The organism is Mangrovicoccus ximenensis, from assembly GCF_003056725.1.
Taxonomy (GTDB): Bacteria; Pseudomonadota; Alphaproteobacteria; order Rhodobacterales; family Rhodobacteraceae; genus Mangrovicoccus; species Mangrovicoccus ximenensis.
Map to the genome: position 1 here is coordinate 641,036 of NZ_QBKZ01000001.1, position 25,054 is coordinate 666,089.

The 25,054-nt window shown below is 67.0% G+C and carries 24 protein-coding genes and 2 pseudogenes; 9 read left to right on the forward strand and 17 right to left on the reverse strand.

Going from position 1 to position 25,054, the window contains the following annotated elements:
• Window positions 1–786 precede the first annotated feature (786 nt).
• Both gltA and gltX read right to left on the reverse strand, forming a co-directional pair.
• Window positions 787–2,091 carry a citrate synthase gene (gene gltA, locus C7T91_RS03605; RefSeq protein WP_108258014.1) on the reverse strand — a complete coding sequence of 435 codons (1,305 nt, stop codon included), beginning with the start codon at window positions 2,089–2,091 and terminating at the stop codon, window positions 787–789.
• Window positions 2,092–2,166: 75 nt separating this feature from the next.
• Entirely contained in the window at window positions 2,167–3,582 is a 1,416-nt protein-coding gene (gene gltX / locus C7T91_RS03610) for a glutamate--tRNA ligase (RefSeq protein WP_108258015.1), read from the reverse strand.
• Window positions 3,583–3,754: 172 nt separating this feature from the next.
• Here gltX and C7T91_RS03615 point away from each other — a divergent pair, with 172 nt between their 5' ends.
• Window positions 3,755–4,039 (forward strand): hypothetical protein, encoded by a 285-nt coding sequence (locus C7T91_RS03615; protein WP_108258016.1) that lies wholly within the window; start codon window positions 3,755–3,757, stop codon window positions 4,037–4,039.
• Between the two features lie 166 nt (window positions 4,040–4,205).
• On the opposite strand, the gene carA is transcribed toward C7T91_RS03615, so the two are convergent.
• Window positions 4,206–5,351: a glutamine-hydrolyzing carbamoyl-phosphate synthase small subunit gene (gene carA / locus C7T91_RS03620; protein WP_108258017.1), complete on the reverse strand. Its 1,146-nt coding sequence runs from the start codon at window positions 5,349–5,351 to the stop codon at window positions 4,206–4,208.
• A gap of 124 nt (window positions 5,352–5,475) precedes the next feature.
• Between carA and C7T91_RS03625 the strand changes: the two genes are divergently transcribed.
• Complete coding sequence (locus tag C7T91_RS03625) at window positions 5,476–5,952, forward strand: GatB/YqeY domain-containing protein (protein ID WP_236637955.1); 477 nt, start codon at window positions 5,476–5,478, stop codon at window positions 5,950–5,952.
• Between the two features lie 130 nt (window positions 5,953–6,082).
• Window positions 6,083–6,445, forward strand: coding sequence for a helix-turn-helix domain-containing protein (locus tag C7T91_RS03630; protein WP_201741951.1), 363 nt, complete (start codon window positions 6,083–6,085; stop codon window positions 6,443–6,445).
• Window positions 6,446–6,460: 15 nt separating this feature from the next.
• Here C7T91_RS03630 and C7T91_RS03635 read toward each other — a convergent pair whose 3' ends face one another.
• The 4 genes from C7T91_RS03635 to C7T91_RS03645 all read right to left on the reverse strand — a co-directional run bounded on the left by C7T91_RS03635 (window position 6,461) and on the right by C7T91_RS03645 (window position 10,612).
• Window positions 6,461–8,035 (reverse strand): SLC13 family permease, encoded by a 1,575-nt coding sequence (locus C7T91_RS03635; RefSeq protein WP_201741952.1) that lies wholly within the window; start codon window positions 8,033–8,035, stop codon window positions 6,461–6,463.
• Between the two features lie 215 nt (window positions 8,036–8,250).
• Entirely contained in the window at window positions 8,251–9,000 is a 750-nt protein-coding gene (locus C7T91_RS03640) for a flavin reductase family protein (protein ID WP_236637956.1), read from the reverse strand.
• Window positions 8,922–9,335, reverse strand: coding sequence for an FAD-binding oxidoreductase (locus tag C7T91_RS34625; protein ID WP_236637957.1), 414 nt, complete (start codon window positions 9,333–9,335; stop codon window positions 8,922–8,924). Before C7T91_RS34625 ends, C7T91_RS03640 begins: the two co-directional genes overlap by 79 nt.
• A 2-nt stretch (window positions 9,336–9,337) precedes the next feature.
• Window positions 9,338–10,612 carry an aromatic ring-hydroxylating oxygenase subunit alpha gene (locus C7T91_RS03645; protein WP_108258020.1) on the reverse strand — a complete coding sequence of 425 codons (1,275 nt, stop codon included), beginning with the start codon at window positions 10,610–10,612 and terminating at the stop codon, window positions 9,338–9,340.
• Window positions 10,613–10,972: 360 nt separating this feature from the next.
• Here C7T91_RS03645 and C7T91_RS03650 point away from each other — a divergent pair, with 360 nt between their 5' ends.
• The 4 genes from C7T91_RS03650 to C7T91_RS03665 all read left to right on the forward strand — a co-directional run bounded on the left by C7T91_RS03650 (window position 10,973) and on the right by C7T91_RS03665 (window position 14,790).
• On the forward strand, window positions 10,973–11,407 hold the full coding sequence (locus C7T91_RS03650; RefSeq protein WP_108258021.1) for a universal stress protein: 435 nt from the start codon (window positions 10,973–10,975) through the stop codon (window positions 11,405–11,407).
• Between the two features lie 20 nt (window positions 11,408–11,427).
• Window positions 11,428–12,969, forward strand: coding sequence for an alanine/glycine:cation symporter family protein (locus C7T91_RS03655; protein ID WP_108258490.1), 1,542 nt, complete (start codon window positions 11,428–11,430; stop codon window positions 12,967–12,969).
• A gap of 132 nt (window positions 12,970–13,101) precedes the next feature.
• Complete coding sequence (locus C7T91_RS03660; RefSeq protein ID WP_108258022.1) at window positions 13,102–13,845, forward strand: metallophosphoesterase; 744 nt, start codon at window positions 13,102–13,104, stop codon at window positions 13,843–13,845.
• 738 nt (window positions 13,846–14,583) lie between these two features.
• Window positions 14,584–14,790, forward strand: a complete 207-nt coding sequence (locus C7T91_RS03665; RefSeq protein WP_108258023.1) for a cold-shock protein — start codon at window positions 14,584–14,586, stop codon at window positions 14,788–14,790.
• A gap of 25 nt (window positions 14,791–14,815) precedes the next feature.
• On the opposite strand, the gene thyX is transcribed toward C7T91_RS03665, so the two are convergent.
• Window positions 14,816–15,733, reverse strand: a complete 918-nt coding sequence (thyX, locus tag C7T91_RS03670; RefSeq protein ID WP_108258024.1) for an FAD-dependent thymidylate synthase — start codon at window positions 15,731–15,733, stop codon at window positions 14,816–14,818.
• A 186-nt stretch (window positions 15,734–15,919) separates the two neighbouring features.
• Between thyX and C7T91_RS03675 the strand changes: the two genes are divergently transcribed.
• Entirely contained in the window at window positions 15,920–16,348 is a 429-nt protein-coding gene (locus C7T91_RS03675) for a VOC family protein (protein WP_108258025.1), read from the forward strand.
• Window positions 16,349–16,550: 202 nt separating this feature from the next.
• Here the strand turns inward: C7T91_RS03675 and C7T91_RS03680 are convergent, their stop codons facing one another.
• The 3 genes from C7T91_RS03680 to C7T91_RS03690 form a co-directional block, all read right to left on the reverse strand.
• Window positions 16,551–17,048 (reverse strand): MarR family winged helix-turn-helix transcriptional regulator, encoded by a 498-nt coding sequence (locus C7T91_RS03680; protein ID WP_108258026.1) that lies wholly within the window; start codon window positions 17,046–17,048, stop codon window positions 16,551–16,553.
• 105 nt (window positions 17,049–17,153) lie between these two features.
• Window positions 17,154–17,420 (reverse strand): FAD assembly factor SdhE, encoded by a 267-nt coding sequence (locus tag C7T91_RS03685; protein ID WP_108258027.1) that lies wholly within the window; start codon window positions 17,418–17,420, stop codon window positions 17,154–17,156.
• Window positions 17,421–17,424: 4 nt separating this feature from the next.
• Window positions 17,425–17,826 (reverse strand): helix-turn-helix domain-containing protein, encoded by a 402-nt coding sequence (locus C7T91_RS03690; protein ID WP_108258028.1) that lies wholly within the window; start codon window positions 17,824–17,826, stop codon window positions 17,425–17,427.
• 76 nt (window positions 17,827–17,902) lie between these two features.
• Between C7T91_RS03690 and C7T91_RS03695 the strand changes: the two are divergent.
• Window positions 17,903–19,106: pseudogene (locus tag C7T91_RS03695) on the forward strand (pyridoxal phosphate-dependent aminotransferase).
• Between the two features lie 77 nt (window positions 19,107–19,183).
• Here C7T91_RS03695 and C7T91_RS03700 read toward each other — a convergent pair.
• The 6 genes and pseudogenes from C7T91_RS03700 to C7T91_RS03725 form a co-directional block, all read right to left on the reverse strand.
• Window positions 19,184–19,738: a flavodoxin family protein gene (locus C7T91_RS03700; RefSeq protein WP_108258029.1), complete on the reverse strand. Its 555-nt coding sequence runs from the start codon at window positions 19,736–19,738 to the stop codon at window positions 19,184–19,186.
• A gap of 124 nt (window positions 19,739–19,862) precedes the next feature.
• A complete protein-coding gene (locus C7T91_RS03705) occupies window positions 19,863–21,212 on the reverse strand; it encodes an MATE family efflux transporter (protein WP_108258030.1) in 1,350 nt (449 codons plus the stop codon).
• Between the two features lie 76 nt (window positions 21,213–21,288).
• A complete protein-coding gene (gene ppk2 / locus C7T91_RS03710; protein WP_108258031.1) occupies window positions 21,289–22,257 on the reverse strand; it encodes a polyphosphate kinase 2 in 969 nt (322 codons plus the stop codon).
• Between the two features lie 114 nt (window positions 22,258–22,371).
• A pseudogene (locus tag C7T91_RS33245) lies at window positions 22,372–22,590 on the reverse strand (FAD-dependent oxidoreductase); the annotation flags it as partial.
• 320 nt (window positions 22,591–22,910) lie between these two features.
• Window positions 22,911–23,705 carry a CbbQ/NirQ/NorQ/GpvN family protein gene (locus C7T91_RS03720; protein ID WP_108258033.1) on the reverse strand — a complete coding sequence of 265 codons (795 nt, stop codon included), beginning with the start codon at window positions 23,703–23,705 and terminating at the stop codon, window positions 22,911–22,913.
• 3 nt (window positions 23,706–23,708) lie between these two features.
• Window positions 23,709–25,052: a cbb3-type cytochrome c oxidase subunit I gene (locus C7T91_RS03725; RefSeq protein ID WP_108258034.1), complete on the reverse strand. Its 1,344-nt coding sequence runs from the start codon at window positions 25,050–25,052 to the stop codon at window positions 23,709–23,711.
• Window positions 25,053–25,054 lie beyond the last annotated feature (2 nt).

Consider the following 25,054-nt stretch of genomic DNA (forward strand, 5'->3'; position numbering starts at 1 on the left):
CGCCGGTCAGCGCGAAGGTGACCGGATAGCCCTGCGCCGCGATCAGCGGGGTCGAGACGAAGGGCGACAGGAACTGCCCGGTGAAGACGCTGGTCGTGATCGCCCCCGCCGCGAGGCCGCGACCCCGGCTGGGTCGTGCCCGTCGGGCCGCAGGTGCGTCCGGCGGGCGCTCCCCTCCTTGACCGCGCCGCGCGCGCAGTGGACCGTACGGGGTCCTCGCTGTCAGCCGACATGGATTGCCGAAGACATGCCCCCGCCGCCGCGCAGCCGGGACGGTGCCGGCGGACCTTCCCGCCCGGATTGGCGACCGGCGTGACCTTGAGGCGGCGCAGGTCTTCTGTCCGGCCGTTGGAGGAACCGATGATTTGGGTCTGGTCTTGGCCGAAGAACTGGCTCTCCGGCATGGATATGAGCTTGGTGCCGGTTCCGGCGCATCCGGCCGAAAATCGGCGGGACCGCGTCGTCACGGCGGGCGCCCCCGGAGAAGCTGCACGCATCGATCCGGACCCGCGCGGGCCGTCCTCTGTCGCGATGAGGTCGCATTCGGCAGCCCGGGCTGGTCTCGGTCGGGTCGCATTTCAGCAAAGACATTCCGGCCTCCCCGAAAGGGGGCGAAGGATCACGTCCCCCCTCGGATGGCCGCGTGCCCTTCGCCAGCGCCGCGCCGGGCAGGCCGATCTGCGCCTCTGTCCATCCGGCGGCCATGCCTGCCCCCCCCGAACGGAGAAACCCCGGCCGCGATGGCCGGGGTTCCGAGTCTGTCAGGGCTGTCCGGGATGCCGGACCTCAGCGGTCCTCGACATTCACGTAGTCGCGCTCCGCGGCGCCGACATAAAGCTGGCGCGGACGGCCGATCTTCTGTGCCGGATCGCCCAGCATCTCTTTCCACTGCGAAATCCAGCCGACGGTGCGCGACAGCGCGAAGATCGGCGTGAACATCGAGGTCGGGAAGCCCATGGCCTCGAGGATGATGCCCGAGTAGAAATCGACGTTCGGGAAGAGCTTCTTCTCGATGAAGTAGGGGTCTTCCAGAGCGGTCTTTTCCAGCTCCTTGGCAACCTGCAGCAGCGGGTTGTTCTCGACGCCGAGCAGCTCGAGCACCTCGTCCGCCGATTCCTTCATCACGGTCGCGCGCGGATCGCGGTTCTTGTAGACCCGGTGGCCGAAGCCCATCAGGCGGAAGGGGTCGTTCTTGTCCTTCGCGCGGGCGATGAATTCCGGGATGCGGTCGACGGTGCCGATTTCCTTCAGCATCTCCAGGCAGGCCTGGTTTGCGCCGCCATGGGCCGGGCCCCAGAGGCAGGCGATGCCGGCCGCGATGCAGGCGAAGGGGTTGGCGCCCGAGGACGACGCGAGACGCACGGTCGAGGTCGACGCGTTCTGCTCGTGATCCGCGTGCAGCGTGAAGATCCGGTCCATCGCGCGCGACAGGATCGGATTGACCTCGTATTCCTCTGCGGGCACGGCAAAGCACATGCGCAGGAAGTTGGAGGCGTAGTCCAGGTCGTTGCGCGGATACACGAAGGGCTGGCCGGTGTGGTACTTGAACGCCCAGGCCGCGATGGTCGGCATCTTGGCGATCAGGCGGATCGAGGCGACCTCGCGCTGCCACGGATCGGAGATGTCGGTCGAGTCATGGTAGAAGGCCGACATCGCGCCGACGATGCCCACCATGATCGCCATCGGATGCGCGTCCCGGCGGAAGCCGGAGAAGAAGTTGCGCATCTGCTCGTGCAGCATGGTGTGCTTGGTGACGCGGTTCTCGAAATCTTCCAGCTGCGCACCGGTCGGCAGTTCGCCGTAGAGCAGCAGGTAGCAGACCTCGAGGAAGTGCGATTTGCCCGCCAGCTGGTCGATCGGGTAGCCGCGGTGCAGCAGGACGCCTTCTTCGCCGTCGATGAAGGTGATCGTCGACTCGCAGGAGGCGGTGGAGGTGAATCCGGGATCGTAGGTGAAGACGTCGCCCTGGGCGTAGAGCTTGCGGATGTCGATGACATCCGGGCCCAGCGTGGGCGACATCATCGGCAGTTCCACGGTCTTGTCCCCGAAGGTCAGGGTCGCGGTCTTCGCCGGTTGCGCAGTATCAGGCATTGGCATCCCTCCTTTGCCGACCTGTCCCCCCGGAGCGGGTGGGACAGGCGATGGGTATGTCTTGCGCCGGCCGGGTCAGTCCCGGCCAGTGGATAATACGTCTTCGAGGCGGGCGAGAGTCTCCTCTCGGCCCAGTACGAGCATCATATCGTAGACGCTCGGCGTCACCGTGCGACCTGCCAGCGCGGCCCTGAGCGGACCGGCAAGCTTGCCGAACTTGAGCTCCCGAGGGTCCATGAAGTCGGCGATCACCGCCTCCAGATCATTGCGGGTCCAGCTAGCACTTTGCAACTGCGGCGTCAATTCGCACAGTATACCAATGGATACAGCGTCAAGCGCCTTGGTTGCCTTCTCATCCGGCCGGATCGGGCGGGATGATAGCGCAAATTCCGCCTTTTCAAGCAGATCGGGCAAGGTCTTCGCACGGTCTTTGAGGCAATACATCGCAGCGGAAAGGCGTTCGCGCTGGGTTGCATCCAGTTCCGGCTGTGCGGTTGCAGCAAGAAATCCGTCGATTTCCGCGATCAGCGCCGCGTCGTCCATCATCGCAATGTGATGGCCCGACACATTTTCCAGCTTCTTGAAGTCGAAGCGGGCGGGCGCCTTGTTCATGCCGTCGAAGCCGAACCACTCGAGCGCCTGCGCCGTGGTGAAGACCTCGTCGTCGCCATGGCTCCAGCCGAGCCGCGACAGGTAGTTCCGCAATCCCTCCACCGGATAGCCCATCGCGCGGTATTCCTCGACGCCGAGCGCGCCATGGCGCTTCGACAGCTTCTTGCCGTCGGGGCCGTGAATCAGCGGGATGTGCGCCCAGACCGGCAGGTCCCAGCCCATAGCGGCATAGATCTGCGCCTGGCGCGCGGCATTGGCGAGGTGGTCGTCGCCGCGGATCACATGCGTCACGCCCATGTCGTGGTCGTCGACGACGACAGCCAGCATGTAGGTCGGCGTCCCGTCCGAGCGCAGCAGCACCATGTCGTCGAGCTGGTCGTTGCGGAAGGTGACCTGGCCCTGCACCTGGTCCTCGATCACCGTCTCGCCGTCGCGCGGCGCCTTCAGGCGCACGACATAGGGCGCGTCCGGCCAGTCCGACGGATCGGCATCGCGCCAGGGCGAGCGGTAGAGCGTCGAGCGGCCTTCGGCCTTCGCGGCGTCGCGGAAGGCCTGGATCTCGTCCTGGCTTGCATAGCAGCGGTATGCATGGCCGTTCGCCAGCATCTCCAGCGCGACCTCGGCATGGCGCGGCGCGCGCTCGAACTGGCTGACGATCTCGCCGTCATGGTCGAGCTTCAGCCAGTTCATGCCCTCGATGATTGCGGCGGTCGCCTCGGGGGTGGAGCGGGCGCGGTCGGTATCCTCGATCCGCAGCAGGAACTTGCCGCCCCGGCCGCGGGCATAGAGCCAGTTGAACAGCGCGGTGCGGGCGCCGCCGATATGCAGGAATCCGGTGGGCGAGGGGGCGAACCTCGTCACGACGGGGGCATCAGCCATGGATCGGACCTCGTGTCTTGCTCGATTGAGCGCCGGTTTAGTCGCTGTGCCCGACCGGGTAAAGCGGCAGCCGGTGCCCCCGCAGTCCCTGGTAACCGAGCGACCTTAACCGGCTGTAAACCACGGATCGGCGATGCCGGTATGGTTAACCCTCTGGCAAGGAACCGCGCCGGTGCCGCTCGATGCGCTGATCGCCCCGCAGCGGGGCCATCTTTTCCCCTGGGTGCCGGTGATGCTGGCGCTCGGCATCGGCGGATATTTCGCGCTGCCTGCCGAGCCGCCGGGCTGGGCGGCGGCGCTTGCGGCGGGGCTGGCGGGCCTTCTGCTCCTTGCCAGTCTGCGCGCGTCCGAGTCGGCGGCGCCATGCCGCTGGCGCGAAGCAGGTCGCCGATCCGGGGCCGTCCCTGCGGCGGGGCCCCCTGCGGCGCCTCCGTGCCGGGGCGCCCGGCTGATCTGATCGGCACCGGGTCCATCACTTCCCGTCCAGTCGCTAGGATGGACGGGATTTGGCCTGATCTTGGTTAAATCCGGTTTAACTCAAATTGCCAGCTTCACGATCGCGGTCCGGAACCGACGGATTTCCGGACCGCGGGGGGCCTCCCGCGGGGCGGGAGGCGGCAGGCTCAGGCGGCGGGCGCCGGTTCCATTGCGGCGCGGAAGCGCTCGAACAGGTAGAAGCTGTCCTGCGGGCCCGGGCTCGCTTCGGGGTGGTACTGCACCGAGAAAACCGGGCGGTCGGCCATGCGGATGCCGCAGTTCGAGCCGTCGAACAGCGATACATGGGTCTCCAGCACGCCGTCCGGCAGCGACTGGCTGTCGACGGTGAAGCCGTGGTTCATCGAGGTGATCTCGACCTTGCCGGTTTCCAGATCCTTCACCGGATGGTTGGCGCCGTGATGGCCGTGGTTCATCTTCACGGTCTTGGCGCCGAGCGCCAGCGCCAGCATCTGGTGGCCGAGGCAGATGCCGAAAACCGGCAGGTTCTTCTCGAGCACGCCCTTGATCATCGGCACGGCATATTTGCCGGTCGCCGCGGGGTCGCCCGGGCCGTTCGACAGGAAGACGCCGTCGGGGTTCAGCGCCAGCACGTCCTCGGCCGTCGCGGTCGCCGGCAGCACGGTCACGTCGCAGCCCGCATCCGCAAGGCAGCGCAGGATGTTGCGCTTCGCGCCGTAGTCGATCGCCACGACCTTCGGCGCCGCGCCTTCGCGCGTGCCGTAGCCGTCCGGCCAGGCCCAGCGGGTCTCGTCCCAGCGGTAGGACTGGGCGCAGGTCACGTCCTTGGCGAGGTCGAGCCCTTCGAGGCCGGAGAACTCGCGGGCCTGGCGGACCAGCGCCTCGATGTCGAAATTGCCGTCCGGATCATGCGCCAGCGCGACATGCGGCGCGCCCTGGGCGCGGATCGCGCGGGTCAGGCGGCGGGTGTCGATGCCGGCGATGCCGATGCGGCCCTTGGCGGCCAGCCATTCGGACAGGGTCTGGGCCGAGCGCCAGTTCGACGGCAGGGTCGGGTCCCATTTGACCACGAGGCCCGCGGCCACCGGATCGCCGGATTCGTCGTCTTCCGGGGTGCAGCCCACATTGCCGACATGCGGGAAGGTGAAGGTCACGACCTGGCCTGCATAGGAGGGGTCGGTCATGATTTCCTGGTAGCCGGTCATGGCGGTGTTGAAGCACAGCTCCGCCACGCAGGTTCCGGTCGCACCGATCCCGTGTCCATAGAACAGGGTACCATCGGCAAGGGCGAGACAGGCGGTGGGCGTGGGCATGGGCGACTCCTATCGGCAAATCCGTGGTCAGATAAGCGTAACGGCAAGCCTCTGCAAGCAGGGTTGCGCGGCGAAGCTGCAATGCAGTATAGGCCCGCGGACCACAGACATCAGGGGATGGACGATGGGCAAGGACCTCAAGGCCCGCGTAGGCGAAAGCCTCAAGCAGGCGATGAAGGACAAGGACGCCGTACGGCTTTCTACCCTGCGGCTGATCAATGCCGCGATCAAGGACACGGAAATCGCAGTACGCTCGGCCGCGCCGGGCGATGCGGAGCCGGAACCCCTGTCGGATGACAAGGTGCTGGCAATCCTCGGAAAGATGGTGAAGCAGCGCCAGGAAAGCGCGCGCGTCTACGAAGAGGGCGGGCGGCTGGAGCTGGCCGAGCAGGAACGCGGCGAGATCGAGATCATCGAGGAATTCCTGCCCGCGAAGCTCTCGGCCGAGGACCAGGCGAAAGCGGTCGAGAAGGCGATTGCCTCGACCGGCGCCGAGGGCCTGCGCGACATGGGCAAGGTGATGGCCGTGCTGAAGGCCAAATATGCCGGCCAGATGGATTTCGGCGAAGTCGGCCCGCTGGTGCGCGCCAAGCTCGGCTGAGCTTTTTGCGTCACACGCAGTTCAAGGCGCCCGCGGTCCTGCCGCGGGCGTTCTGCATTCCGGGCCGCCCCCTGGGCGGGGCGGCCAGCTGCGCCGGTCCCGGGGCAGGCACCGTCTGACGTCCCGGGCCGTGTCGCTGGCGGACCGGGTGTTCGAGGCGGCTTTCGGGCGGCAGGTCTCCTTCGATGCCGATGCGTTGCCGGTGCTGGCGGGGCATGGCTGGCCCGGCAACCTGCACGAGCTGGGGCAAGTGGCGCGGATGATGGCGGCCTCTGCGCCTCCGGCGATGTCGGGCAGCCGGCTGCGTCTCGGCCGCGCGGATTTCCCGCCGCAACTTCAGGCGGCGCGCGACGGCGGCGGGGGCGAGGACCGCATCCTCGCCCGCCATCTCCACGATACCGGCTGGAACATCTCGGAGACTGCACGGCGGATGGGCGTCAACCGCTCCACCATCCACCGGCAGATCCAGCGCCACGGGCTCAGGCGGCCCTGAGCCCGCGGCCGGGGGTCAGAGGCTGATCCCGAAGGCCAGCCCGCCGAGCAGGTAGACGAAGGCGGTGATCAGCGCGACGCCGACCAGGTTCAGCACGATGCCGCCGCGCGCCATCTGGCCGATCGTCACCGCGCCCGAGCCGAAGACGATGGCGTTGGGCGGCGTGCCGACCGGCAGCATGAAGGCGCAGGTCGCCGCCAGCGCGGTCGGGATCAGCAGCGTGGTGGCGTCGACGCCGATCCCCGCCGCGACCCCGCCGAGGACCGGAATGAAGGTCGCCGCGGTGGCGGTGTTCGAGGTGACCTCGGTCAGGAAGATCACCAGCGTGACGACGCAGACCAGGATCGCGGCCAGCGGCAGGGTGCCGAGGCCCTCGACCTGCGTGCCGAGCCACATGTCGAGCCCGGTCGCCTTGACCGAGGAGGCCAGGCTGAGCCCGCCGCCGAACAGCAGCAGCACGCCCCAGGGCAGCTCGTCCTGCGCGGTCTTCCAGTCGAGGACCATGTGGCCCTGCCGATCGCCCGGCAGCAGGAACAGCGCGATCCCCGCGGCGATCGCGATGGCGGTGTCGTTGAGCGCGCCGAGCGCGGCGATGCCCGTGATGTCGGACAGGAGGCCCGGCACGATCCACAGGAAGGCGGCGCCGAGGAAGACCGCGGCGACCATCTTCTCGCCCTGGCTCATCCGGCCGAGCGCCGCGACCTGGTCGTCGATCATCTTGCGGCCGCCCGGGATCTCGTCGAGTTTGAAGCGGTAGAGCAGCTGGGTCATCAGCACCCAGGCGACCAGGATGAAGACCAGTGCCAGCGGCGCGCCGAGGATCATCCACTGCACGAAGCCGACATCATGGCCCAGCTCGTCCGACAGATAGGCGGCGACGATCGCGTTGGGCGGGCTGCCCAGCAGCGTGCCGAGGCCGCCGATCGAAGCCGACCAGGCGATGGCCAGCACCAGGCAGACGCCGAAGGCGCGGATGTCCGGATCGGCGATCACGCTCGAGATCGTGCCGCCGCGCTGCAGTTCGGCGCCCACCTCGGCGCCCTGATCCGTGGCGCGGCTGCGCTCCACCACCAGGGTCAGGATCGACAGGCCGATCGGCAGCATCATCAGCGTGGTCGCGGTGTTCGACACCCACATCGACAGGAAGCCGGTGGCCAGCATCATGCCGAGCACGATGCGCTTCGGCTCGACGCCGACCCGGGCCAGCGTCATCAGCGCGATCCGGCGGTGCAGCTGCCATTTCTGCATGGCGATGGCGATCAGGAACCCGCCGAGGAAGAGATAGACGATCGGACTGGCATAGGGCGCCGTCGCCTCGCCGACCGAGCGCCCCGCGAGCAGCGGCAAGAGGACGATCGGCAGGAGCGAGGTGGCCGCCAGCGGGATCGCCTCGGTCATCCACCAGATCGCCATCAGCGTCGCGATCGCGGCCACGGCGCGGCCTTCGGGCGACAGCGCCTCCTGCCCGCCGAGCAGCAGCCAGACAATGGCCGCGCCCGCGATCCCGGCGGCGCGCAGCCCCCAGGTCCATCGCGGGTCGCGTACCGCCTCGACAATCGGGACCGGCCCGTCCTGGTCGTTTTCCGTCACTGGGCACTCCTTGGTAACCTGCATGGATTCCGCGCGGCAATGGGTCATCCGCAGGCAGAAGGCAACAGGTCCCGGCAGCCCCGCCCGGGGACCCGCAGCATCCTGCGCCGCCCGCCAAGGCCTTGCCGCTCAACGGCATTCCTGCATGTGACGCCGCTTCGGTCAAAGCGCCCGGTTGTCCCTTGCGGGCCGGGCGCGATCACTCTTGGGTGAACTCAGAGCTCGAGTTCGATGTCGCTCAGCGGATGGCTGCAGCAGGCCAGGATCTTGCCCTGGTCGATCTCGCGCTTGCGGATGCCGCCGCCGTGGTTCATCTCGACCTCGCCCGAGACGAGCCGCGTCTTGCAGGTGCCGCAGATGCCCCGCTGGCAGGAGGAGAGCGGCCGCAGACCGGCCTCGCGCGCGGCCGACAGCACGGTCATGCCGGGGCTGCATTCCACCACCTTGCCGGATTTGGCGAAGCTGACCCGGAAGGTCTGGCCGCTGACCTCGGGGGCGGCCTCGGGTTCGCCCTCGAAATTGCCCGCGGTCTCGGCGCCGAAATCGAAGCTCTCCTCGTAATACTCCGCCATGTCGTAGCCCGCCTCGCCGAGCATGGCGCGCACGCCTTCCATGAAAGGCGCGGGGCCGCAGCAGAAGATCCGGCGCTCCGTGAAATCGGGCGCGATCAGCTGCAGCATCGGCAGGCTGAGCCGCCCGGTGAAGCCCGCCCAGGCCTCGGCGGCAGGCGCGGTGCCCGAGATCAGCGCCAGCTTCAGCCCGTGGTTGCGCTGCGCCAGAAGCGACAGTTCCTGGCGGTAGATCATGTCGGCAGGGCTGCGTGCGGCATGGAGGAAGGCGAGGTCGAAAGGCGCGCCGAGGTCGCAGGCAGTGCGGGTCATCGACATCATCGGGGTGATGCCGCTGCCGGCCGACAGGAACAGGAGCTTCTGCCCGGCGGTGGCGTCGGTGGTGAACTCGCCCATCGGTCCGGTGACGGCGATTTCGCGCCCGGGCGCATGTGGTCGTGCAGCCAGTTCGAGCCCGGGCCGCCCGGCACGCGCTTGACGGTGATTTCGACCCGGTAGGGCCGCGCTGCCGAGCCCGAGACGGTGTAGCAGCGCTGGATCATCCCCTCGACGGGCAGTTCGAAGGTCATGAACTGCCCCGGATAGAAGCGGAAGGCGCGCGGTTCGCGTCCCGAGAAGACGAAGGTCTTCACGTCATGGGTTTCCTGGCGCACCTGGCGGCAGACCAGCGTGTCGTCGCGCTCCGGGTCCCAGAGCGGAATGCGGGTGGCTTCGGTGAAATTGCCGTCCATGCTCACTCCGCCGCCATCGCGCTGCTGCCGGGCTCGAGGAATTCTCCGAGCCGGTCGATGTACCAGGCGGCGAAGGCCTCGACCATCGGCTCGGTGAAGGGCGAATAGGGGCCGGGACGGTAGGCGGGGTCCGAGACGCCGAGCTGTCCCAGCCGCACGAGGTCGGCATCCTCCTGGTTGGTCATGGTCCAGACCGTCGTCAGGTGGTCGGTCTTGTAGTCCTGGCCCTCGATGGCGTCCTTGTGGACGAGCCAGGTGGTGCGCACCAGCGTCTTGTCCGGGCCGAGCGGCAGCACCGAGAAGGTCACGACATGGTCGGACATGAAATGGTGCCAGGAATTCGGCTGGGTCCAGAAACTCAGCCCTCCGAGCGCCGCCTCGCGGAACCGGCCCAGCAGCTTCTTCGAGGCGACCTTGGTGTCGAGCGTGTGCGACTCTCCGGCGCCCATCAGCGGCAGGCGCATGGCGCGGAAGCCGGTGACCTCGCGCAGCCGGTTCACCTCCGAGGAGGGCAGGCCGCAGGACTGCCAGTGGGCGTGGCGCTCCTCGATGGCGGCCATGTAGGCGGCGGCCTCGTCGGAGCGGCGCTCGTCCAGCTCGTCGGGCGAGAAGCCGAAGCCGAATTCCGACAGCGGCACGGTCAGCTGCGGATGGTTGGTCTCGCAATGGTAGCATTCGCGGTTGTTTTCCAGCGTGAGCTTCCAGTTGCCCTCCTCGACCAGCTCGGACTGGTGGGCGACCTTGCAGTTGGCCAGGTCATGCGGCAGCAGGTAGGGCTCCATCGCGGCGGCCATGCCGTCGATGTCCTCGGGCGGCTCCCCGGCGAGGCAGATGAAGACCAGCCCGGCGATGTCGCGGACATGGACCGGGATCAGCCCGTGGCAGGAGCGGTCGAAATCCTCGCCCATGTGCTCGGCATGGATCAGCTCGCCGTCCTCGCTGTAGCTCCAGCCGTGGTAGCGGCAGACGACGTTGCCGACGGTGGTGCTGCGCGCCTCCACCAGCCGCGCACCGCGGTGGCGGCAGACATTGCGGAAGCCGCGCACCGCCATGTCCTCGCCGCGCAGGAGCAGCACCGAGGCCGCGCCCACCTCCAGCGTCACGCAATCGCCGGGTTCGGGCAGCTCGGGGCCGGCCGCGGCGAAGATCCAGTGGCGGTGGAAGATCGCCTCGATGTCGAGATCGAGGATGCCGGGATCGGTGTAGAACGTGGCTTCGAGCGTGTGGCCCGGCCTGCGGTTTCGGACGAGGGCGGAGATCTCTTCGGGACTTGGCATCGGCACTGCTCCGGATGGGGGAACTCAACGTCATCCTTCCAGCGTGACGCTGCGGCAGTGTCTGAACCTGCGAAATGCGACACTCCGGGGCATGTTTTCGGCGTTTCGGGGCATTTTGCGGTGCCACGGGCCAGAAATGGCCAAGCCTGGATCGCAAGATGCTTAACAGAGCGCCCAAAATGTGTTCGTTTGTGCAGTATCGAAGCAGATTCCCTGGTGCCTTGGTAGTGCTTCCCGCTTCGATGCCTTGCGTTCTCGACAGCCCCGGCGAATGCGACAGGCTTCTGGAAGGGGCGCGGACGGGCCGGGACAGGTCCGCCGCCCATCTCGACAGGGACAAGACCGAACGGAGGTCACAACATGTCATCAACCATCGTCGTCGCCTATGACGGCAGCGGCAGCTCCGAGCGCGCCATGGCGTTTGCCGTGGAGCGGGCCAAGGCCATCGGCGGCAGCATCTTGATTGCCCATGTGCTGGAATGGTCGCCCTATTCCTTCCTGACCGCGGAGGAGCTCGAGGAGCGCCACATCCGCCGCAAGGAGGAAATGGCGCGCGCCAAGCAGGCCCTGGTGGATCCCGAGCTTGCCAAGATCGCCGCGGGCGGCGTGCCGGTCAGCGCGGATATCCGCTACGGCCATGTCGCCGAGACGCTCATCAAGATCGCCGAAGAGGCCGGCGCCATCCAGGTCGTGATCGGCCGCCAGGGCCAGGGCAGCTTTGCCGCCCGCTTCTTCGGCTCGACCGCGGGCACGCTGGTGCAGACCTGCCCGGTGCCGCTGACAATCGTGCCATGACCTTCATGCAGGGGATTGCAATGAAAGATACGTTACGCAAGTTGCCGCTGCCTGCAGCGCTGGCCGCGGCCAGTGCCACGCCGGCGCTGTCGCAGAGCCTCGACGAAACCATCAACAACGCCTTCGCGGCTTCGACCGGCTGGTTCGTCAACCTGATCTTCGCGCCCATCCCGGGCACCGCCTTTCCGTGGATCGTCGCCTGGCTGGTGGTCGGCGCGGCCGTCTTCTCGATCTATTTCGGCTTCGTCCAGTTCCGCGTTCTCGGCCATTCCATCGGGCTGGTGAAGGGCGACTATGCCGACCCGAACGATGCGGGCGAGGTCAGCCATTTCCAGGCGCTGGCGACGGCGCTGTCCGGCACGGTGGGGCTCGGCAACATCGCGGGCGTCGCGGTGGCGGTCGGCATCGGCGGGCCCGGCGCGACCTTCTGGATGATCCTCGCGGGCCTTCTGGGCATGGCGACCAAGTTCACCGAATGCACGCTGGCGGTGAAATACCGCAACGAATACGAGGACGGCCGGGTCTCGGGCGGGCCGATGTACTACATGGTCAAGGGCTTCAAGGTCCTCGGCAAGCCCGGCGGCAAGCCGCTGGCGATCCTCTTCGCGGTCTTCACCATCCTCGGCAGCCTCGGCGGCGGCAACATGTTCCAGGCCAACCAGGCGCATGCGCAGCTGGTCAATGTCTTCGGCGATTTCCCGGGCGTGATCACCGGCGTGGTCTTCGCGGCGATCGTCTTCGCCGTCATCGTCGGCGGCATCAAGTCGATCGCCCAGGTGACCGAGAAGGTCGTGCCTTTCATGGGCGTGCTCTATGTCGGTACCGCGATCGTCATCCTGCTGCTGAACATCGACATGATCGGCTGGGCCTTCGGCCAGATCTTCGCCGGTGCCTTCACCGGGCTCGGCGTCGCGGGCGGCATGGTCGGCGCGCTAATCCAGGGCTTCAAGCGGGCGGCCTTCTCCAACGAGGCCGGCGTCGGCTCCGCGGCCATCGCCCACTCGGCGGTGCGCACCAAGGAACCGATCACCGAGGGCTTCGTGGCGCTGCTGGAGCCGTTCATCGACACCGTCGTGATCTGCACCATGACCGCGCTGGTGATCGTCATCACCGGCCAGCTGATGGTCGATCCGGCCACCGGCCTCTACATCGTCGGCGAATCCGGCGCGATCCAGACCGTGGACGGCAATACCGGCGTGGCGCTGACCTCGGCGGCCTTCTCGCAGAGCATTCCATTCTTCCGCTACATCCTGGTGGTCGCGGTGATCCTCTTCGCCTTCTCGACGATGATCTCCTGGAGCTATTACGGGCTGAAGGCCTGGACCTTCCTCTTCGGCGAGGGGAAGACCACCGAGCTGGTCTTCAAGGTGATGTTCTGCTTCTTCGTGATCGTGGGCGCCGCGGCCAGCCTCGGCCCGGTGATCGACTTCTCGGATGCCGCGCTCTTCGCGATGGCGGTCTGCAACATCATCGCGCTCTACATCCTGATGCCGATCGTGAAGCAGGAGATGAACAGCTATCTCGGCCGGCTGAAATCCGGCGAGATCCGCAAGTTCGCCTGATCTGATCCCCTCCCGGTCCGGCTGCTGCGCCGGTCCGGGACGCTGCCGCCCGCGACGGCATGGCGGCTATGACTTGCCCCGGGACTGTGAGAGCTTACCTTCGTGAGCGGTAACAGTGCAGGAGCTTTCCCCATGACCCCGATCCACGCCATCGGCGACATCCACGGCCAGCTTGCGCAGCTCGAGACCGCGCTGGAGCTGATCGAACGCCATGGCGAGCGGGGCGCTCCGGTGGTGTTCTGCGGCGATTTCGCCGATCGCGGCCCGGACTCGCGGGGCGTGATCGAGCTGCTGATCGAGGGCCAGTCCGCCGGCAATCCCTGGACCTGCCTGATGGGCAACCACGACCGCTTCCTGCTGCGCTATCTCGAAGACCCGCTCTACCAGGACCCGAATGTCTCGCGTCCGCTGTTGTGGACCGACGCTCCCCTGGGCGGACGGGCGACGCTGGCCTCCTACGGGGTGGACGTGTCCGAGGCGCGCGCGCTCGCGGACATCCATGCCGATGCGCGCGAGGCGGTGCCGCAGGCGCATCGCGACTGGATCGCGGGCCTGCCGCGCACCCATGAAACCGGCGGGCAGATCTTCGTCCATGCCGGACTGCGCCCGGGCGTGGAGTTGGAGGACCAGGCCGAGGACGACTTGGTCTGGATCCGCGGCGGCTTCCTCGAAAGCAGCTTTGACTGGGGCCGCCTCGTGGTGCATGGCCATACCGCGCTGGAGCACCCCGAGCTCTACCCGAACCGGCTGAACATGGATGGCGGCGCGGGCTATGGCCGCCCGCTGGTCCCGGCGCTGGTCGAGGGCCGCAAGGCCGCCGTGCTGGAACCGGCCGGCCGCCGGGCGCTCGGCATCAGCGAGCTGGCCGGCGTCTGATCCCGCTCCGGCCGGAGCGATTTCAGCACCGATACCGGCGCGCCCCGCCGCAAGGGGGGTGACATGGCCGGAAGCCCTGCACCGGGATCGGCAGTGCCGGAAGGACTGTGTCCGGCGGCGGCGAGGAGGCCGCCCCGCTTCGGCGCCCTCCGGGGTCTCGATTTTCTTCCGCCATATCGCATCGGCGCTGCCTTGAGCGCCTCTGCGACCGAACCGGACTCCGCGACGATCCGTGTCTCGGTGCTGAGGGACGCCAGCGTCCGGGCCAGTGCATCCGGGCCGCCCGCCATGCGTGGGGCGGCGCAGGGCGCACCGCAGGCGACAGCCCGTCCGTTGATCGCGGTCTCGCCGCAGGACGTGCCTTCAGCGGCAGCGCTCGCCGAAGCTGCCGTCGGAGCAGGGCTCGGGGGCCGAGCCGCGCGGACCAGGCCTCCAGCCGTTCCCGCGGCGGCGGCGTCTCGCGCAGGTCGACGAAGGCGGGCTCCCGCCCGGCATCGGCCAAGGCGCGCCTAGCTTTTCGGCATGTGTCGCAGGTCTTCAGGCCATAGAGGATCATGTGGGGCAGATTCCTTCACATTTGCTGCCTTGCGGCGAAAGATTTTCCAATATTCCTTGCCTTTTTTCAGCCTTGCTTAACCCTTGGGTACAGGGAGCACCATCCCTGGCCCGGCAAGGCGACACCGGGTCCTCGACAGCGGGGCCAGTCCGCGCGGCCCCACAAGTGCAAGGAGATACCGGATGCCCACTGGCACCGTGAAATGGTTCAACACTACCAAAGGTTATGGCTTCATCGCCCCCGATGACGGCGGAAAGGACATTTTCGTCCATATTTCAGCCGTCGAAAGGGCCGGCATGACCGGCCTGGCCGACAACCAGCGGCTCGAATACGAGCTGCGCGAAGGCCGCGACGGCCGGGCTTCGGCCACCGAGCTCAAGAACGCCTGACTCAGGGCTTTCCGCTTCAGGCGCGTCAGTCCCTGATCAGCGCCTGAAACTCCCGCCATTCCCCGGCGCTCATCCCCGACGCGTCCTGGCTGACCTCCTCGCCCTTCAGCATCCGGCGCAGGCAATCGAGCCCCTTGCCCGAAAGATGCGCGCCGTTCATCCGGTAATCCTCGAAGGCGGCATAGGCGGCGGGCACCCAATCCTTGACGATCTCGCAGATGATGTCGGCATAGACGCGGATTTCGTACTGCGCATGGGCATCGGCGCGCAGGCGCAGGAAGTGGAACAGGTTGTGGAGATCCACCTTCCAGTACCACTGGGTGTAGATGTTGGCGGGCAGGTTCATCCGCGCCAGCTCTCGCGCCAGCCCCTGCTGGCCGTCCTGGCTCAGCATCGCCTCGTAATTGTCGTAGGAGCGCATGGAATCGTGGCGCAGGATTTCCAGCACGCGCTGCGCCTCTTCGCCTTCCAGAACCTGGCCGCGGCCCTGGTTGTTCGTGGTCGACTGCGCCGCCAGCTGTTCCGGCGCGGGGATGTAGAATTCCCGGTCGAGGATCGAATAGCGGGCGGAGTATTCGTTGACGTTGGCGGTGCGGTGGCGGATCCACTGGCGCGCCACGAAGACCGGCAGCTTGACGTGCAGCTTCAGCTCGCACATCTCGAACGGGGTAGAGTGCCAGTGGCGCATCAGGTAGCGGATCAGCCCGGCATCGTCGCGCGCCTGCTTGGTGCCCGCGCCGTAGCTGACGCGCGCCGCCTGCACGATCGCGCTGTCATCGCCCATGTAGTCGACGACGCGCACGAAGCCGTGGTCCAGCACGGGATGGATGCTGTAGAGCCGGTCCTCCATCGCGGGGACAGTGGCACGCAGCGTCTGGCGCGGGTTGGCGCGGCTCTCGGCGATGGCTTCCGAAATCGGATCGGTCACGGCTTGGTCCTTCATCTGGCGCACTCTCGCTGCATATTGGGGGTCGCAGACCTCTTAACCCAATATGCAGTGCGTGCAAAGCGAGTCATGGTGTTTTAGCGCAGCCGCGCGCGGATGTCTTCCACTCCTCGGAAGGGGTGGCAATTTCCGGCAGGGCGGTTACCTGTTGGGACGCTAACACCGCGAAACGGGAAGACGCCAATGCACGTGAAGTACCTGCACACCATGGTCCGGGTGAAGGACCTCGAGAAATCGATGGAGTTCTACAAGCTGCTCGGGCTGGAAGAGACCCGCCGGATCGACAATGACAAGGGCCGCTTCAGCCTGGTCTTCCTGGCGCCTCCGGGCCAGCCGGAATGCCCGGTGGAACTTACGTACAACTGGGACGGCGACGAAGGCCTGCCCTCGGACAGCCGCCATTTCGGCCATCTCGCCTATGGCGTTGAGAACATCTACGAGATGTGCGCCAAGCTGCAGGACGCGGGCGTGACCATCAACCGGCCGCCGCGCGACGGGCACATGGCCTTCGTGCGCTCGCCGGACAATGTCTCGATCGAGCTCCTGCAGATCGGCGACGCCCTGCCGCCGGCGGAGCCCTGGGCCAGCATGGAGAATACCGGACACTGGTAATCCGGACATGCGAAAGCCGCGGCGGTCATCCCTTCGGGGATGGTCGTCTGCGGCAACCGGATTGTCTGCGGATATGGGGAGTGTCTGGGGCGCGGAGCTTTGCCGCGGAGGGGCGTTCCGCCCGATGGCCTTCTGCCATTTTCGACACCGGAGGGTTTCCCGGTGGCCTCCTGCCTGAAGCGCGGACCGCTTCGAGAGCCTTTCAGTAGATGTAGCGGATCTGGTCGGTCCAGTACCGCTCCACCCGTCGCAGCGACGTGTTGATGTCGTTGATGCCATCGGGCCCGAGAATGCCGCGGGCTTCCAGCCCTTCGGCGTGGCGCTGGAACAGGTCCTCGACGATGTCGCGGATCTGCTTGCCCTTCTCGGTCAGGCGCACGCGCACCGACCGCCTGTCGATTTCGCAGCGGTTGTGGTGCATGTATCCCATCTCGACGAGCTTCTTGAGATTGTAGGATACGTTCGAGCCCTGGTAGTAGCCGCGGGATTTCAGTTCCCCCGCCGTGACCTCGTTTTCGCCGATGTTGAACAGAAGGAGCGCCTGGACAGCGTTGATTTCCAGGATGCCGACACGTTCGAACTCGTCCTTGATCACATCCAGCAACAGCCGGTGCAGGCGCTCCACCAGGGCCAGCGAGTCGAGATAGGCGGAAATGAATCCCCTCTCCTGCGTCTCGCCGAGTCCGGGGTGTACACTCATACAGTTCCCTCCATGATGAATTTCACATGAAGGGAATGTGAGCAGAATACGGAAAAAAAGCTTTAATGGATACGGTAGCTTATTCCGTTATTTTCCTGAACTTGGTTACTTTTCGGCGGCAATTCGATTCAACTCGGCGATCCGCGTGATCAGGTCGAGATAGCGCGCCGGGGTCGGCTGCTGGCCGGACACCCATTGATAGAGATCGTGGTCGTTCTCCGCCAGCATCGTGTCGTAGAGGTCCAGATCGCCCTCGGGCAGCTGGCGCAGGCCGGTTTCGGCGAAGCGGCCGAGGATGATGTCCATCTCCTTGATGCCGCGGCGGATCGAGCGCATGTGCAGGCGCTTCAGTCGGTTCTCGTGGGTTTCCATGGTCCTATCCCAGTTCCTGCGCCGCCTGGCGCAGCCGTTTTTCCAGCACGCTCACGCGGTTCGCGAAGCGCAGCATCTCCGCCCGGATCTGGCGCATCTCGGCCAGCATCGGCTCGATGTCGTCGGGCCCGAACGCGTCGTCCCCGGGCGGGGCGACGCCCTCGCCCTCGCCGGTCAGGAGCCAGGGCAGCGAGACGCCCAGGAGCTCGGCCAGCATGTTCAGCCGGTTGGCGCGCGGCTCCGCGAGGTCGTCCTCCCAGGACTCCACCGTCGAGAGCTTGACCCGCAGCCGCTTGGCCAGATCCTGGCGCGACAGCCCGCGATGGTCGCGCGCGGCGGCCAGACGGTCGCCGAAGGTGCTGGCCTCGGCGCCGTACCAGTCAATATCAGGCAAGTCGCCCGCCATGGTCCGCTCCTTCTTGCGCCGCTTCCGGCGCCAACCTAGAGAGGTCCGCGTGCGCTTTCAACATGAGGTTCCGCCGATGTCCTTCCTGTCCGATACCCTGTCCCGCGTGAAGCCGTCCCCGACGATCGCGATGACCACCAAGGCACAGGAGCTGAAGGCCGCGGGCAAATCCGTGATCGGCCTCTCGGCCGGCGAGCCGGATTTCGACACCCCCGACCATATCAAGGCCGCCGCGATCGCCGCGATCAACGCGGGCAAGACGAAATACACCGCCCCCGACGGCATGCCCGAGCTGAAGCAGGCGATCTGCGGCAAGTTCGCCCGCGAAAACAGCCTGTCCTACGAGCCCGCGCAGATCAGCGTCGGGACGGGGGGCAAGCAGATCCTCTACAACGCCCTGATGGCGACGATGAACCCCGGCGACGAGGTGATCATCCCGGCGCCCTACTGGGTCAGCTATCCCGACATGGTGCTGCTCGCGGGCGGCGTGCCGAAGCCCCTGCCCTGCGGTCCGGAGACCGGCTACAAGCTGACCCCCGAAGCGCTCGAGGCGGCGATCACGCCGAAGACCAAATGGCTGATCTTCAATTCGCCGTCGAACCCGACCGGCGCGGGCTATGCCTGGGACGAGCTGAAGGCGCTGACCGACGTTCTGCTGCGCCATCCGCATGTCTGGATCATGACCGACGACATGTACGAGCACCTCGTCTATGACGACTTCGCCTTCTGCACCCCCGCCGAGGTCGAGCCCGCGCTCTATCCGCGGACGCTGACGGTGAACGGCGTCTCGAAGGCCTATGCGATGACCGGCTGGCGGATCGGCTATGCCGGCGGCCCGGTGGAGCTGATCTCGGCGATGCGCAAGATCCAGTCGCAATCGACCTCGAACCCCTGCACGATCAGCCAATGGGCCTCGGTCGAGGCGCTGAACGGATCGCAGGACTTCATCGCGGCCAACAATGTCGCGTTCAAGCGCCGCCGCGACCTGGTCGTGTCGATGCTGAACCAGGCCGAGGGCATCGACTGCCCGACGCCCGAGGGCGCCTTCTACGTCTATCCGACGATCGGCGGCTGCCTCGGCAAGACCTCGAAGGGCGGCAAGCTGCTGACCACGGACGAGGAGTTCTGCAACGCGCTCCTGGACGAGACCGGCGTGGCGGTGGTGTTCGGCGCGGCCTTCGGGCTGTCCCCTGCCTTCCGCGTCAGCTACGCGACCTCGGACGAGGCGCTGGCCGATNGCCTGCTCGCGCATCGGCGAGTTCTGCGCCGGCCTCCGCTGAGCCCCGCAGCCCCTTCCGGAAACTGAAAACGCCCGGCCGGAAGGCCGGGCGTTCCCAACTCCGGGAAGGGAGATTCCTCAGGCGCCGAAGCGGCCCGCGACTTCGGCCACGCGCGCGCCATAGGCTTTCGCGGTTGCCAGGTCGCCCGACGGGATCGCGTCATCGCCGGCATCCGACGGCGACTGCACCAGAACGCCGATCGAACCGCCGAGGTTGTTCATGTCCTCGCGGGTGGCCGCCAGCGTGTTCGAGGGCAGCATGCCCAGAGAGACCCAAACGCCGCCATGCTGCGACGCCAGGGTCTGCAGGTAGGCCAGGGTGTTCTGCTTGTCGCCGTTGAGCGATGCGGAGTTGGTGAACCCGCCGAAGACCTTGTCCTTCCAGCCCATGCCGAACCAGATCTTGGAGGTCGCATCGGCGAATTTCTTGAACTGCCATGCCGGGCCGCCCATGTAGGTCGGCGCGCCGAAGATGATCGCGTCGGCCGCGTTCAGCGCGTCCCAGGCTGCCTCGGGGATGTTGCCCTCGGCGTCGACGGCGACCAGCTCTGCGGCGGCGCCTTCGGCGACATTCTCAGCAACCAGTTTCGTGTGGCCGTAGCCGGAGTAGTAGACGACGACAGTCTTTGCCATGTCATGCCTCTTGCGTTTGCGAATTGAACCGTTGAGCCAGGAGATAGGGCACAAGCCGCTGCATTGCAGCGGCAATTTCGGACCGTCCGCGCACGGCCAATGTGCATGGGTGCGGAGACCGGCCTCAGGCGGCGGCCAGCTTGACCTTCCACAGCCGGTGCCACAGCAGCACCGCCGCGCAGCTCAGCCCGCCGGCCAGACCCGCCCAGACGCCGACCGCGCCGACGCCCGCGACGATGCCGAGCACATAGCCCAGCGGCGCCCCCACCACCCAGTAGGAAAACGCCGCCAGCCACATCGGCACGCGCGTGTCCTGCACGCCGCGGAGCAGGCTGATCAGGATGACCTGCGCGCCGTCGGCGAGCTGGAAGATCGCCGCCATGTAGACCAGCCCCACCCCGGTGGCGAGGATCGCATCGCGCATCGGGTCGGCGGCATCGACGAAGAGCCGGATCAGCGGCTGCGGGATTGCCGCGAGGATCGCGATGGTCAGCGCCGCGACCGACAGCGACACCACCAGCGAGGCGACCGAGATGCCGCGCTTGGCCTCCTCGTCGCGGCGGCCATGGGCGCGGCCCATCAGGACGGTGGCGGCCTGCGACAGGCCCAGATGCATCATGAAGGTGACGGTGGCGAGCTGGAGCGCGATGCCATGCGCGGCCAGCTCGGCCACGCCGATCCAGCCGACCATGACCGCGGCAGCCGAGAACAGCGCGGTTTCGGCCAGCGTCGCGATGCCGATCGGCCAGCCGAGCTGGAACACCTGGCGCAGCTCGGCCCAGTCCGGTTTCCAGAGCCGCACGAAGAGCTGCTGGCCGCGGAAGCTCCATTCCGCATAGACCGCCAGCGCCGCCGCCGAGGCGACATGCACCGTCACCGAGGCCGCCGCCGCGCCGCGGCCGCCGAGCTCGGGGAAGCCCCAGTTGCCGAAGATCAGGAGCCAGTTCAGCCCGGCATTGAGGAAGACCGCGCCGATCGTGACCCACATCACCACCTGGGTCTTCGCCTGCCCTGCCAGATAGGCGCGCAGCGTCATGACGGCGAGCGCCGGGAACACGCCCCAGCCCGCGATGTCGAGATACTCCCCGGCGATCCGCGCCATCTCGGGGCTCTGGCCGAGCGCCAGGAAGAGCGGCTCGGACCACAGGAAGACCGGCAGCGCCAGCGCGCCGTAGCCCATCGAGGCCCAGAATCCCATCCGCGTCACCCGGCGCACCCGCACCAGGTCGCCCCCGGCCGAGGCCGCCGCCACCAAGGGCGTCACCGCCCAGGAAAAGCCCGCGCCGACGATGAAGACGGAGAAGAACAGCGAGGTCGCCAGCACCACCGCCGCCAGCACCTCGAGGTCGTAGCGGCCCAGCATGAGCGTATCGATGATCTGGATCGAGACCTGCGCGATCTGCCCGCCGACAAGCGGCAGGCCGAGCACCAGCAGGGCACGGACATGGGGGCGGAGATCGGCAAGCTGAACCATGCATGCCGATTAGACCATATGCGTGCCAACGGGAATGCCCCGCCGCCGCGGGCAGCCGGGGGGTTGCCCGCTTGCCTCAGCCGGCCGGCGGCTCGCCGCGGCGCTGGTCGGGATGCAGCGAGGCGCCGAGGATATGGTCGGAGCGGTCCACCACATGCGAGGCATGGCCGACGATCAGCGGATCGGGCCGCCCGACCACCGCCTCGTCCTTGCCCGGATAGTCGATGCCGGACAGGAAATGCCGCATGCAGTTCAGCCGCGCGCGCTTCTTGTCGTCGGATTTCACGATGGTCCAGGGCGCGTCGGCGGTGTCCGTGTAGAAGAACATCGCCTCCTTCGCCTCGGTGTAGTCGTCCCATTTGTCTAGGCTGGCAATGTCCATCGGCGACAGCTTCCACTGTTTCAGCGGATCGGTCTTCCTCGCGGCGAAACGGCTGCGCTGTTCCTTGCGGGTGACCGAGAACCAGTACTTGTAGAGCCTTATCCCCGAGCGCACCAGCATCCGCTCCAGCTCGGGCGTCTGGCGCATGAATTCGAGATATTCGTTCGGCGTGCAGAAGCCCATCACCCGCTCGACGCCCGCGCGGTTGTACCAGGAGCGGTCGTAGAACACCATTTCGCCGTTCGTGGGCAGATGCTCGACATAGCGCTGGAAGAACCACTGGCCCTTCTCTTCCTCCGTCGGCTTGTTCAGCGCCACGACCCGCGCGCCGCGGGGGTTGAGATGCTCCATGAAGCGCTTGATCGTGCCGCCCTTGCCGGCCGCGTCGCGCCCCTCGAACAGGATGACGAATTTCTGCCCCGCCTGCTGCGCCCAGAGCTGGACCTTCAGGAGCTCCGCCTGGAGCGCCGCCTTCTCGGCCTCGTAGGTGCGGCGCGGCATCTTGCGGGCATAGGGATAGGCGCCGGTCTCGAAGGCGTGGCGGATCGCGTCCGCCTCGACCCGAGGAAAGCCGCGCGCCAAGGTCGGCGCGGCGGGCGCGGGACGGGCCCCGGTCGACGGCTGTCCGGGCTGCGGATCTGCGGGGCGGTCATCTAGGCTCATCGGCAGGGTCCTTTCCCGGTGTCGCTGCCCCTCCGCTAGCAAAGGCCGGGCGGCGGCGCCTTGATCCCTGTCATGAAACCGTCACAAATTCCTTTGCGTCAACGGAAAACCCGGTCAGCCGCGCAGGTTGTCCGAGACCCGGAACCCCTCGGGGATGCGGTCATGGCCGTCGAGCACCAGATCGGCCATCACCCCGGCCACCGCGGGCGCCATGCCGAAGCCGATCTTGAAGCCGCCATTGGCGATGAAGGTCCCATCGCGCCCCGGATGCGCCCCCAGCATCGGCGCGCGCGAGCGCGCCCGCGGCCGGACCCCCGCCCAGCGCTCGATCACCGGCGAGGCGCCGATCACCGGCGGCAGGCGCAGCCGGTCGCCGTCGAAATCGGCTTGGCACGCCTGCTCGCGCGGCGTGCCGATCCGGCGGATGCGGTCGGGGCGGTGATCGGACGTGGCCAGTGGCGCGGCGCAGATTTCCACCCCGGGACTGCCGCCGAGCGCCCGGAACAGGGCCCCGGCAGAGCGCTGCATCTCCTCGACCGTTACCTCGCGGTCCTTGTCGCTGTGGGCCCGGCCCCAGCGCGAGGCCGCGTCATGCCACAGGTTGCCGACGGTTTCTTCGGGCTCCATCAGATCGAGGACGTGCAGCATGGCGGTCACCCATAGATCGCCGCGGCGAGGTCGCGCAGCGCACGCTGCGTGTCCGGCTCGTCGCTGAGCGGTTCGACGATCGCGGTCTCGATCGACCGGTCCACCGGCATGCCGGCCGCGATCATCGTCGCGGCATAGATCAGCAGCCGGGTGGAGACGCCCTCTTCGAGATCCATGCCCGACAGCGCCCGGATCTTTCCGGCCAGGCGCACAAGTGCGGTGGCCCGCGCCTCGTCCAGCCCGCTTTCGCGCATCACCACGGGCGTTTCCACCTGCGGGGACGGGAAATCGAAGCCGATCGAGACGAAGCGCTGCCGCGTGGACGGCTTCAGCTTCTTGAGGATGTTCTGGTAGCCGGGGTTGTAGCTGGCCACGAGCATGAAGCTTGCCGGCGCCCGGAGCTCTTCGCCCGTGCGGTCGATCACCAGCCTGCGGCGGTCGTCGGTCAGCGGATGCAGGACGACGGTCACGTCCTTGCGGGCCTCCACCACCTCGTCGAGATAGCAGATCCCGCCCTCGCGCACCGCCCGCGTCAGCGGCCCGTCGGTCCAGACGGTTTCCCCGCCCTTCAGCAGGTAGCGCCCGATCAGGTCGGCCGCGGACAGGTCGTCATGGCAGGCGACGGTGTGCAGCGGCAGGCCCAGGCGGGCGGCCATGTGCTCCACGAACCGGGTCTTGCCGCAGCCGGTGGGCCCCTTCAGAAGAAGGGGCAGACCGTTGGAATGGGCTGTTTCGAAGAGCTCGCATTCGTCGCCAGCGGGCTGGTAGAACGGCAGGCCGGAGGTTTGCAGGTCTCTCATGGGTCACTCTCCCGGGGCGGCCAGGGGGCCGGGCTTGACGACTTCGCGGCGCACCACGAGCATGGAATAGATGAACAGCAGGGCGCCGAGGACCACGGCCACGCCGGAGCCGAAGCGCATCAGGTAGAACAGTCCCAGCTGGTCCTGCACGTCCATGTAGTAGTCGCCGACGATCCGCTGCATGTGCGTCTGGATGGTGCCCGCGAAGGTCAGCGTGAAGGTCATGAAGGCCATGCCGCCGGTCATCAGCCAGAAGGATGCCATGTTCAGGACCTGGTTGTAGGGATCGCGGCCACGCAGATGCGGCATCGCATAGGTGAACATCGCGAGGTTGAGGGCAACATAGGCGCCGTAGAAGGCCAGGTGGCCATGGGCGGCGGTGATCTGCGTGCCGTGGGTGTAGAAGTTCACCCCGTGCAGCGTGTGCAGGAAGCCCCAGACGCCCGCACCGAAGAAGGCGACGGTGGAGGAGCCCAGCGACCACAGCAGCGCGGCCTTGTTCGGATGGTTCCTGCGGCCCTTCCAGACCATCACGAAAGCAAAGGACATCATGGCGAAGAACGGGACCACCTCGAAGGTCGAGAAGACGGAGCCGATCCATTGCCAGTATCCCGGCGTGCCGATCCAGTAGAAGTGGTGCCCGGTGCCGAGGATCCCGGAGAAGAGCGCGGTGGCGACGATGACATAGAGCCATTTCTCGATCACCTCGCGGTCGACGCCGGTCAGCTTGAGCATCAGGAAGCCCAGGATCGCGGCCATGACCAGTTCCCAGGTGGCCTCGACCCAGAGATGGACGACGAACCACCAGTACATCTTGTCGAGCGACAGGTTGTCGGGGTTGATGAAGGCGAAGACCCAGAGCAGGCAGAGCAGCCAGAGCCCCGTCATCAGGATGTTGGTGATCGCCGTCTTGCGCCCGGCCAGGAAGGTCAGCGACACGTTGGCGAGGAAGATCACCGCGGCGACGAGGATGCCGAACTTGACCCAGAGCGGCTGTTCGAGGAACTCGCGCCCGCCATGGATGCCGACAAGGTAGGAGATCACCGCGCCCAGCGTGCCTATCACCAGGATTGCCAGCTGCAGATAAGCCAGCTTGACCGAGAAGATCTCGCGCTCGCTTTCCTCCGGCACCAGGTAATAGGCGGCGCCGAAGAAGCCCAGCAGAAGCCAGACGATCAGCGCGTTGGTGTGGATCATGCGGATCACGTTGAAGGGCAGGATTTCGGACAGGGTATTGGGCGAGACATAGATCCAGCCCGCCAGCAGACCGCCCGCCACCTGGATGCCGAACAGGGCCATTGCGACGAGAAAATACGCGTAGGCGACCTTTTGCGATTGGTATTTCATGG